This is a genomic window from Lacihabitans sp. LS3-19 (genome assembly GCF_024343575.1).
Classification (GTDB): domain Bacteria; phylum Bacteroidota; class Bacteroidia; order Cytophagales; family Spirosomataceae; genus Leadbetterella.
On record NZ_RJUA01000030.1, the window covers coordinates 147 to 11,193 of the forward strand.

The following is an 11,047-nucleotide window of genomic DNA, read 5'->3' on the forward strand; positions in this document are numbered from 1 at the left end:
AACTAACTTTGCATTATCATAATTATTTCGCTCCAAAAAAATGAGTAATTCACCTATTATATTTTCATTTTTAGCCTTTTCAAACAGATTAACTGCTTTTTCTTTCAATTTTTCTTTATCATAATTACTTTGCTCTAACCATTTTATTAATTGAATTATAACATATTCATTTTTAGCCTTTTCAAACAGATTAACTGCTTTTTCTTTCAATTTTTCTTTATCATAATTACTTTGCTCTAACCATTTTATTAATTCAATTATAACATTTTCATTTTTAGCCTTTTCAAACAGATTAACTGCTTTTTCTTTCAATTTTTCTTTATCATAATTACTTTGCTCTAACCATTTTATTAATTGAATTATAACATTTTCATTTTTAGTCTTTTCAAACAAACTAATTGCTAATTTTACCAGTTCTTCTTTGTCATAATTAAATCGCTCTAATGAATTGATTAATTCAACTTTAATCGTTTCATTTCTGGTATTTTTTAAAAAATCAATTGCTAATTTTACTATTTCTTTCTTTGCATAATTATTTCGCTCTAAAAATTTGAATAATGCTTTCTTTACTTCCTCATTTCTACCTTTAGAAAACAATTCAATTGCTAATTTTTCTAATTCTTCCTTGTTATAATTATTTCGTTTTAAAAGTTTCAAGAAAAGTAATTGTACTTCCTCACTATAACTATTCCAATGTCCAATAATAAATTTTATCCGTTGGTTCACATCCGTTAAAATATTACTAATGTAATGTTCGATTAAGGAAACATAATTTACCTTCCACTCTTCAACCGCCCTTTTTATCCATTCGTTCTTTTTTATGTTACTTTTTGAATTAAGCCAATTATTTGTATGTGAACAAACCCAAAGATTAGAAGTACTAATATTATTAAAATATTCTTCAATAAATAATTCTCGTTCTTTTTCAGAAATTGATACCTCTTGAGGATAAAATAATATGGATATATATGAATGGTGGCTATTTTTCTTTTCAATCAACTTTCTTATATTTGATACAATTTCTTCGTTGGTGAAATAATTCGTATATCTTCCAATATAATATAAATACCTCGAAGAAGTTACCATATCTGTATTATTGATAATAAAATTAAAAATGCTTTTTTTTCTTCTCTCATATTGTTTCGGGTAATACTGTTCATAACAGTTAAAGATACTATCTAATAAGTCATCGTGATTAAAAACTATACTTTCGGGAACAATATTTTTTTTATCTTTTGGACTTTTGATTGTTGAAATGTAATATTGTAACACTGAAAGATAATCCCATGATTCAATTGGTTTGCTATTTAAATTTTCAACAATATCAGATTTTTGTAAGTAATTAGTCAGCCAAAGAAATGCTTCTTTACTAAAATGCACATTCTTAAATTCATTATATAAACAAGCCAAAATACCTAAGCTATCTTTAAAGCCTGAATAAAGGCTATCATTCGCAAGTAATTCAAGGTCATATTTAATAATTTCCTCTATGGAATTTACTTCAATGCCAATGTGTTCTTGGCGTTGAAGAACAAATATCAATTGAAATGGCTTAAGTTTTACAAAATTCTCATTTTTAACTACATTTTTCCATTCTTTTATTTTACTGGCCAATTTATTCACAAGACTAAAATTGTCCTCTTTATTCTTAATATTATCAAGGTTAAAAATACTTTCTATTCCATTTACTAGTAAATTAGGAATAGTTTTCTGCATAGGTCTTCCAGCAATAAGTACTTTTGTTTTTCCTAAATTTACTTTTTGTAGCCAGCGTAAAACACTTGCTTTATCTTGTTCATCATCTAATTGGTCAATACAAATCAAGTTAAAATCAAGGAATTTATTTTTGTTTGATTTATAATACATTTCAAAATCTTCCCAACTAGTAGCTTTTATCCAGCAAATACTAAAGCCATTTTCAAGAGTTAATGTTTTGGTTATGCTCTTCAAAAGTGTACTTTTACCCATACCTCCAGAACCTTCAATCCAAACAAGTACTGGCTCATAAGATTCTAATCCATTATAACATTGATTTAAGATTTCCTCGGTAACTTCACGTTCTGCCACTGCATCATTCATTTGCCCCCACCATTGAACAACATCATCACTTGCTTGGCTATAGAATTTTCTATAATTATATTGTTCAGGTTCTAATTCGTGAAAACCTTTAATGCCATTTAGTATTTCGGTATCAACACTGAAAAATGGTGTTTCTTCGAAGTCGAAGTACCCGTAAAATTTATTGACAATAAGTGTATTATTAGTTCCTTGTTGGAGGATAAAATCATTGTTACCATTCCCAATTTCATTAGAATAATTATTATTGTGGCTTTCTGATGTGGTTTCCATTGCCTTGTTGGATATTGATGTTAGAATTGTGGTCGCCAATTGTACTATTATAACTTGTTAGATCAACAGCTTCAGAATTAATCTCATTTGAAAGTTCTATAATTTCCTTTTCTACCAATAAATCTAATTGATGATTAAAATGATGAAGTAAGCCGTCAATGGTTGTAAATGCTGTATAAAAATGCCCAATTTCTTTCAGCCTTTTTTGAAAGGCCCATAGACTCATCATATCATCTTGGTTTATTGTCGCAATGGATAAAGAAACATCTTTAAAATAAACTAAGATTGCAGGCCTGTTGGTAACTTTAAATTGTCCAAAAGCAGTTTCAAATTCTTCATTTGTAAATTTTCCAACATTCTTTGCAAAAAGCATCACAAATAAATCTCCATCTTTTATGACCTTATTATATTCATCTTGAAGCCTTGTTTGCGATACCACATCTAAAAAGTCTTCCCAAATGTCAAGTCGAAGAAAGATACCTTTTTGAATCCACATTTTATTTTTTCTATTAATGTAAATTTCAAATTGTTCTCTGTCGAATTTCAATTCTGAAGATGATGCGAGGAAAATGTTAATTGTTTTCATTAGTATTGTTATTTAGTCTTTTTTAATATTTATCTAAACAAACCTCACCCTGCCCAGTTTTCTCTATCCAAACTTCGGTATTGTATGGCTTCTGCTAAATGTTCTATTCTGATTTCTTCTGATCCTGCAAGGTCAGCTATTGTACGAGAAACTTTAAGGATACGGTCATAGGCACGAGCTGAAAGTCCTAGACGTTCCATGGCTTTTTTCAAAAGTGCCTTACCGGGATCACCTATTTCACAGATTTTCTTAACCATTTCAGCAGGCATCATGGCATTGGAATGTATTTCTTCAAACTCCTTAAAACGCTCAATTTGAATTTCGCGAGCCTTTACTACTCGTTCTCTTATCTCAGAAGAAGTTTCATTTTTTCTTGTCGAAGATATTTCGTCAAAACTGACGGGTGTTACTTCCACATGAAGGTCTATCCTATCCAATAGTGGTCCCGAAATCTTATTTAAATATTTCTCCACAGCTCCTGGAGGACAAGTGCAGTCTTTTTCGGGATGATTATAATATCCACACGGGCAAGGATTCATGCTCGCAATCAACATAAAACTTGAGGGGAACTCTACGGCCAATCTTGTTCTAGAGATAACGACTTTACGCTCCTCTAAGGGCTGACGCATTACTTCCAAAACAGTGCGTTTAAACTCAGGCAATTCATCTAAAAACAACACGCCATTGTGTGCCAAAGATATTTCTCCAGGTTGAGGGAAACTCCCACCTCCTACTAATGCAGCATCAGAGATAGTATGATGCGGATTTCTGAAAGGTCTTCGTGCTATCAAAGACGAATTTGAATCTAATTTTCCTGCTACAGAATGAATTTTAGTGGTTTCCAAGGCCTCCATCAGCGTCAATGGCGGTAAAATGGATGGCAATCTTTTAGCCAACATCGTTTTTCCTGCTCCAGGAGGACCAATCATTATTGCATTATGACCACCTGCGGCAGCAATTTCCAAAGCCCTTTTTATATTTTCCTGTCCTTGCACGTGAGAAAAATCCGCCTCGTATTCATTAATGGTATGATAAAAAATATCTCTTGTATCAGTAACCAAGGGTTTTATATCTATTTCTCCCGTTAGAAAAGCTACAGCATCCTGCAAGGTCTCCACTGCTATCACTTCCAGATTATTTACAATAGAGGCTTCTACGGCGTTTTCTTTAGGTAAAATAAAACCTTTAAGCTTATTTGTTCTGGCTTCTATTGCAATTGGCAATACGCCTTTTATGGGTCTCAATTTACCATCTAAGGCCAACTCACCTAAAATCACATAATCTTGCAGATTTTTTTCATATTCTATTTTACCTCCTGAAGTAAGCATACACAAAGCTATTGGCAAATCGTAAGCAGAACCCTCTTTGCGGATGTCAGCAGGAGCAAGATTAATTATTGTTTTGTATCTTGATAGTTCATAGCCTCCGTTTTTTAGGGCGGCATCTATTCTTTGTAAGCTCTCTCTAACGGCATTATCAGGCAAACCGACTACGCTTACGCCAAATCCTCCTTTTAATACACTAACTTCTACAGTTATCAAAGCGGCACTTACGCCATAAACCGCAGCTCCAAATGTTGTGGATAACATATTTTCAATTATTAATTATTCTTCCCAACGCCAATCTTTTCCTATAATTAGCTCTTTTTTTAGATTTTGTTTAGTCAAAAAATCTTTAGTCTCTTCATCATTCATAGACTTCACTGGTAGATTGTCCATATTAGCCAAGGCATATAACATCATTGCTGTAAAACGCACGTTGTTATTTATTTCATCCTTATTTATCAAGTCAAATCTATCACAATTAGCATGATAACAATTATATGCTTTCACCGGAAAACTACCAGAAGGCGAACAAAAAGGAACGCCTCTCAACATAAATGGCTGATTGTCACTATGCAATCCCGCTGCATTTCGATTTGTATTTTTGTAAGTTGCATCTATCTGTTTAATAATTTCACCAATTTCGTCCATTTTTGCTTTTAAAGCATCATTCCCTCCAGCATTGAAACCCATTGTGTTATTTACCATATCAAGGTTCATCATCAATTTCACATTCTTTAATTGACCCGTTTCCATGTATTTTTTAACCATATATCTAGATCCTAAAAGTCCTTGTTCTTCACCCATAAACATCGTAAACTCTATGGTTCTCTTCGTTTTTAGGTTTAAAGCTTTAAATACTCTTGCAATATCTAAAACAGTAAATGAGCCTATGCCATTATCCATAGCTCCAGTTGCCAAATCCCAAGAATCCAAATGCCCACCTATTACTATTTTTTCATTTTTTAGTTTCTTTGAAGACCCTGGAAATGTTGCCACAACATCTCTTGCATTAATCGGTCGACTAAAATTTCTCATATCCATCACCCCCAAAATATTTTTCTCATCTCTTATCCATCTACGGATACTCTTACCTGACTCAACCGAAACACAAACAGCAGGAATAGGTATCAATTCACCAGTAACAGAAGCTGTCCCTGTAAGCAATACACCACCTTCAACAGCATTTGCAATTATTACCCCCACTGCACCATAATCAATAGCCAACGCGGTTTTTTCAGACCTATGCAGATTCTTTTTCCCTTTGCTTTGTTCTAACTGGAGATTAATATTAAAAAGAGCAATTTTGCCTTTTATTTCATCTTTAACTTTCTCAAAATCCTCTTCAAGTCCGTCTCCACAGTCAACAATTTTAGCCGAAATATGAGAAGAAACAGGAGAATGAGCTAAAGCCACAACTTCATAATCTACAAAATTGTCGCTTTTATTAGGAACAAGGGTAAGGCTAACTGTATCTCTAGACCAAGACTCAACCACAAAGGGTAAATATTGGGTCTGATTGTATCCGTATTTCTTAAATAAATTATAAGCATACTCTTCGGCTTTTTTGCCATTATTGCTTCCAGTAAGTCTATGCCCGATAGTAGAGGTGGCATTTCCTAAAGTTTCATATGCTTTGCCATTATTTAAAACATCTTGATTTATTTTCATGAAGACCTCCTTCAAATCTCCATTTTTTGATTTAAAAGCGGTTATCCCTACCAAGCTAATTAGCAGAATAATAAATTTTTTTTTCATAATAAGGTTCTATTTATATCTCTATGAATGGTTTGAAGATTAGATTTGCGATAATATTAAATCCATCAAATATAAAATATTTTTTTTTATTTAGGTTTTTTAATCTTTCTAATGATGAAAAAACCTATTTTTTTAATTTTTTTCATAGTAATACTTAAAAGTACAATGGCTCAAAAAATGACACAAAACGGAGCTAATCCGCCAATTGCCAAAAAAATATCTCACCTAATAACTATTCATGACCATACCAGAAATGACGAATATTATTGGTTAAATGACAGAGAAAACACAGAAGTAATTGATTACCTCAATGCTGAAAATGAATTCACAGAAAAAGTAATGCTGCCTATAGAAAAACTTAAGGAAAATTTGTTTGAAGAAATGAAAGGCAGAATAAAAGAAAAAGACGAATCTGTGCCTTATAAAAATGGCAATTATTACTATTATTCGAAATATATTGAAGGCGGAGAATATCCAATTTTTTGCAGAAAAAAGACTTCTTTAAATAATCTCGAAGAAATAATGCTAGACGGAAATGAAATGGCTAAAGGTCAAAGTTATTTTCAGTTCGGAGGATTTGAAATATCTGACAATGAAGACATTATAGCATTTAGTTCGGATAATGTTAGTAGGAGGAATTATGTGCTCCAATTTAAGAATTTGAAAACTGGAGAGATTTACCCTGAAAAAATAGAAAATACTGAAGGTGGAAGTTTTGCTTGGGCAGCAGATAATAAAACTTTTTTCTACATAATTAGAGACCAACAAACGCTTTTGGGTGATAAAGTTTATAAACATTTATTAGGTACAGATCCGCAATTTGACGAATTGGTTTATGAGGAAATCAATAATGAATATTATATGGGATTAGGTAGAATGAAATCAAAAAAATTCATAGCGATATTTTCAGAGCAAAATGGTGTAGCAACAGAATATCAACTAATTGACGCTAGCAAACCCAATGAAAAACCTAAAACTTTTTTAAAAAGAGCAGTTGGTTTAGAATATTATTTGGAACATTTCGAAAACAAATTTTTCATAAGATCAAACTATCAAAATTCGCCTAATTTCCAAATTTCCCAAGTTGAAGAAGATCAAGCAACTGATACTAAAAATTGGAAGACCATGATTCCACATAGAGAAGATGTATTTCTCGAAGGATTAGAGGTTTTTAAAAATCATTTAGTAATTCAAGAGAGAAAAGAAGGCCTGATAAACCTGAGAATTATAAATCAAATTGACAAAAAAGAACATTTCTTGGATTTTGGTGAACCTACTTATGATGCGTTTATTGGCATAAACTATGAGTTTGACACTCAAGTATTGCGTTTTGGATATAATTCGATGACTACACCTAGTTCAACTTTTGAATACAATATGGTATCAAAAGTTAAAACTTTGTTAAAAGAACAAGAAATATTGGGAGGATTTGATAAAGCAAATTATAAAACTGAAAGGATTTATATAAAGGCTAGAGACGGAGTTAATGTGCCTGTTTCTATAGTTTACCATAAAAACACAAAAATTAATGGAACTGCACCCTTGCTGCAATATGCATACGGTTCTTATGGTGCTTCAATGGATGCTTCTTTTAGTCCTTCCAGACTTAGTTTACTTGATCGTGGTTTTGTTTATGCAATTTGCCATATAAGAGGAGGACAAGAAATGGGAAGAAAGTGGTACGAAGGTGGAAAAATGTTTAACAAAAAGAATACTTTCAATGATTTTGAAGATTGCTCAAGAGGATTAATTACTCAGAATTTTGCTTCAAAAGACAACCTTTTTGCAATGGGGGGGAGTGCTGGCGGCCTTTTAATGGGTGCAATTGTTAATCAAGCACCTGAACTTTACAAAGGTATCGTTGCTGCTGTTCCGTTTGTAGATGTAGTAACTACAATGTTAGACGAAACTATTCCGCTTACAACAGGTGAGTTTGAAGAATGGGGAAACCCAAAGAATAAAGATTCTTATAACTATATGTTGACTTACTCTCCTTATGACAATATCTCAAAGCAGAAATACCCTAATATCTTGGTAACTACAGGCTTGCACGATAGTCAAGTTCAATATTGGGAGCCAGCTAAATGGGTAGCAAAACTAAGAGAGCATAAAAAAGATAATAATATTTTGTTATTGCATACAGACATGACCTCAGGACACAGCGGTGCATCAGGTCGTTTCTCAGCTTTGAAAAACACCTCAGTAATGTTTTCTTTCATTTTAGATTTAGCTGGAAAACTAAATTAATATAGGAATAATCGCATAAATTGTTTTATTTGAGAACTAAATATTCTATTTTTGTAACATAATATGCACTGAATGGTTTGCAGGCAATAATTTTGTCGTATATTCATGTCAATTTTTTTTACTATTACTTAAATTCAAATGAAGAAGGTAACATTTCTAATTTTAACTTTCTTTGCTTTTGGGTCCATAACAACCAAGGCACAAGATTCTTGTACTGTATGCAAGCCATACCCATGGGAAGTTGGTATTCCCCTAGGATTAAACCAATACTTCGGTGATATGCACTGTAGTAAAGCCTATCCTTCGCAAAATGCATTTATGGGCGGCATATTCCTCAGAAGACATATTAGTGACTATTTTGCTATTAGGCCTCAAGTGCTTATAGGAAAATTAGCAGGTCGTGACCTTGATAATCCTGACAAACTTTGGGATTATAGAAGATTAAAATTCTCTTCTACTCCTTTTGTTGAGGCAGCAGTTTTGGGTGAGTTTTACCCCTTAAAAGACAGAAAGTTTACATGTGATGGTTTCACTAAGAAAAACTTAGCCCCATATTTATTTGCAGGTATTGGAGCCACTTACTCTAATCCTACGGTATACCAAGAGGCTGGAGCCACTTTCCCTGTTACACAAAGAGATTTAGATGCAGATAGACAACACCTTGAAAAATTCGGCAACAGAATTGCCGCAGTTATCCCTGTTGGCTTAGGTTTAAAATATAATGCCACTAGAAGAGTAACCTTAGGAGCAGAAGCTGGATACCGTTTTTCTACTTCTGATTATCTTGATGGTATCAGCATGGCTGGTAATTCTGACAGAAAAGATGGTTATTTTTTAGCTAATATTTTAGGCTCCTATCGATTCGGAGATAAAGATTCTGATAAAGACGGGGTTGTTGATAAATGTGATGTTTGTGCAAATGTTCCTGGGTTACCGAAATTCCAAGGCTGTCCAGATACTGATGGAGACGGTGTTCCAGACAAAGATGATGACTGCCCTTCTATTGCTGGACCAATGGCACTTAAAGGATGTCCTGATTCTGACGGAGATGGAATAGCAGATAAAGATGATGCTTGTCCTACTGTAGTTGGACCTGCATACCTTATGGGTTGTCCTGATAGAGATTTTGACGGTGTTGCAGATAAAGATGATGCATGTCCAGATGTTGCTGGTGTTAAGGAATTAAAAGGATGTCCTGATACGGATGGAGATGGCATAGCGGACAAAGATGATGCTTGTCCTAATGCAGCTGGTCCTGCAGCATTAAATGGCTGTCCAGACAGTGACGGAGACGGTATAGCTGACGCAAACGATGACTGTATCAATGTTAAAGGTTTAGCTTCAGCTAATGGCTGCCCAGATAGCGATGGAGACGGTGTTCCAGACAACAAGGACTTATGCCCATCGGTTCCTGGCTTAATGAGCAATCAAGGATGTCCAGAAGGATATGTAAATGGTGTAGCTCCAATGCTAGGATACAAATCGGCAAGTGGTTGTTTAATTACTGCTGCTGAACTTGAGCAATTAAGCTTTGCAGCTCAAGGAATTGAATTCTACCCTGGAACCAATAAGATTAAACCATCTTCTTACAAATCACTTCAAAGAGTTTGTGATGTTTTGAGCAGATGTAAAGATGCCAACTTAACAATCAATACTTATAATGATGGGGGAAATAGCTCGCAAAATGTAAGATTGGCAAAATTGAGAGCTTGTGCTATCTATTCTTATTTTATGAAGAAAAAATGTATATCTAAATCAAGAATGAGTTATGGTGGATTTGGAGATGAAGATCCAAGCAAACCGTACACTACTCCAACAGGAGTTAAATCAGGTTCTAGAACTGAGTTCTTGTTGAGATAATAAGAACCTTAAATATTAATAGAAAAGCGACTTTAGGGTCGCTTTTTTTGTTTTATAACCTATTATATTGGTCACCTTTTATCTTTCAATCACCAAAAGAATTTATACAATTTGCAATTCTTGCCACAGGAATAACTTTCAGTGAAAATAAGCTATTGACAGGTATAAATTTAATCAAAAACAAGCTTTCACTATAAACACATTAAGCAAAAATATCCTTCCATATCTCGAATGGTAGGATATTAACAATAAAATTAAAAAAGGGCTATAATAAATAAAGGAGATTATAACATTTTAATGGAGGGAGTAAATCCTACAGTTAATCAAAGGCTAAAAACCCGACTGTAAAAATAAATTTAACACAGAAAGAACATTAACTATGATTAATATTTAAAAAATATGATTTTATTCTTGAGTTTGACACCATTTTGAGTTAAGTAATTGATAATAAGGCACAGTATTGTCCAATCGGCTCTCTACAAACCATTATTTTGGTGGATTTTTAGATTTTAAACTTTTCTTGTGTTTGGATTGGTAAGATTGGTTTTAGACCCATTTTATTTAGGATGAGTTTTTCGTTTTCTGATGGCATCGATCTCAAGTAAGATTTTTTCCCATTGTTATCTATCAGACTTACTTGCATTTTGTCTAATGCTTCTCTTAGCAATTTTTCTGTAATCACATTTTTGTCACGATTTATTTTTTGTAGCACGAAGTTTTGAATGGCGAAGGCTATGTAACAAAGGCAAATATGGCCCTCTATTCGTTGGTCTGTCCAATGAAACATTGGCCTGGTTTCAAGGTGGGATTTGAAGGTTCTAAAGCTGTGTTCTATTTTAAATAGTTGTTTATATTGATCTAAGACATCGCTTACTGGCAGCGTTTGATTATTGGTGCTTATGGCTAAAAAACCATCATACCGCTC

General features: G+C 33.3%; 6 protein-coding genes and 1 pseudogene. 2 read left to right on the forward strand and 5 right to left on the reverse strand.

Annotated features, from left to right (window positions below; genetic code table 11):
- From EGI22_RS14880 to EGI22_RS14895, 4 genes are all read right to left on the reverse strand, one after another.
- Window positions 1–2,349: ATP-binding protein (locus tag EGI22_RS14880; protein WP_255069259.1), on the reverse strand; the 2,349-nt coding region annotated here is incomplete at its 3' end.
- Complete coding sequence (locus tag EGI22_RS14885; protein WP_255069260.1) at window positions 2,321–2,935, reverse strand: hypothetical protein; 615 nt, start codon at window positions 2,933–2,935, stop codon at window positions 2,321–2,323. The genes EGI22_RS14880 and EGI22_RS14885, both read right to left, overlap by 29 nt.
- Before the next feature lie 44 nt (window positions 2,936–2,979).
- Window positions 2,980–4,524, reverse strand: a complete 1,545-nt coding sequence (locus EGI22_RS14890; protein WP_255069261.1) for a YifB family Mg chelatase-like AAA ATPase — start codon at window positions 4,522–4,524, stop codon at window positions 2,980–2,982.
- Window positions 4,525–4,539: 15 nt separating this feature from the next.
- Complete coding sequence (locus tag EGI22_RS14895; RefSeq protein ID WP_255069262.1) at window positions 4,540–6,015, reverse strand: M28 family peptidase; 1,476 nt, start codon at window positions 6,013–6,015, stop codon at window positions 4,540–4,542.
- 177 nt (window positions 6,016–6,192) lie between these two features.
- Between EGI22_RS14895 and EGI22_RS14900 the strand changes: the two genes are divergently transcribed.
- Complete coding sequence (locus EGI22_RS14900; RefSeq protein WP_255069263.1) at window positions 6,193–8,262, forward strand: S9 family peptidase; 2,070 nt, start codon at window positions 6,193–6,195, stop codon at window positions 8,260–8,262.
- Window positions 8,263–8,400: 138 nt separating this feature from the next.
- Window positions 8,401–10,122 carry a DUF6089 family protein gene (locus tag EGI22_RS14905; protein WP_255069264.1) on the forward strand — a complete coding sequence of 574 codons (1,722 nt, stop codon included), beginning with the start codon at window positions 8,401–8,403 and terminating at the stop codon, window positions 10,120–10,122.
- Window positions 10,123–10,624: 502 nt separating this feature from the next.
- On the opposite strand, the pseudogene EGI22_RS14910 reads toward EGI22_RS14905, so the two are convergent.
- Window positions 10,625–11,047, reverse strand: a pseudogene (locus EGI22_RS14910) (hypothetical protein); the annotation flags it as partial.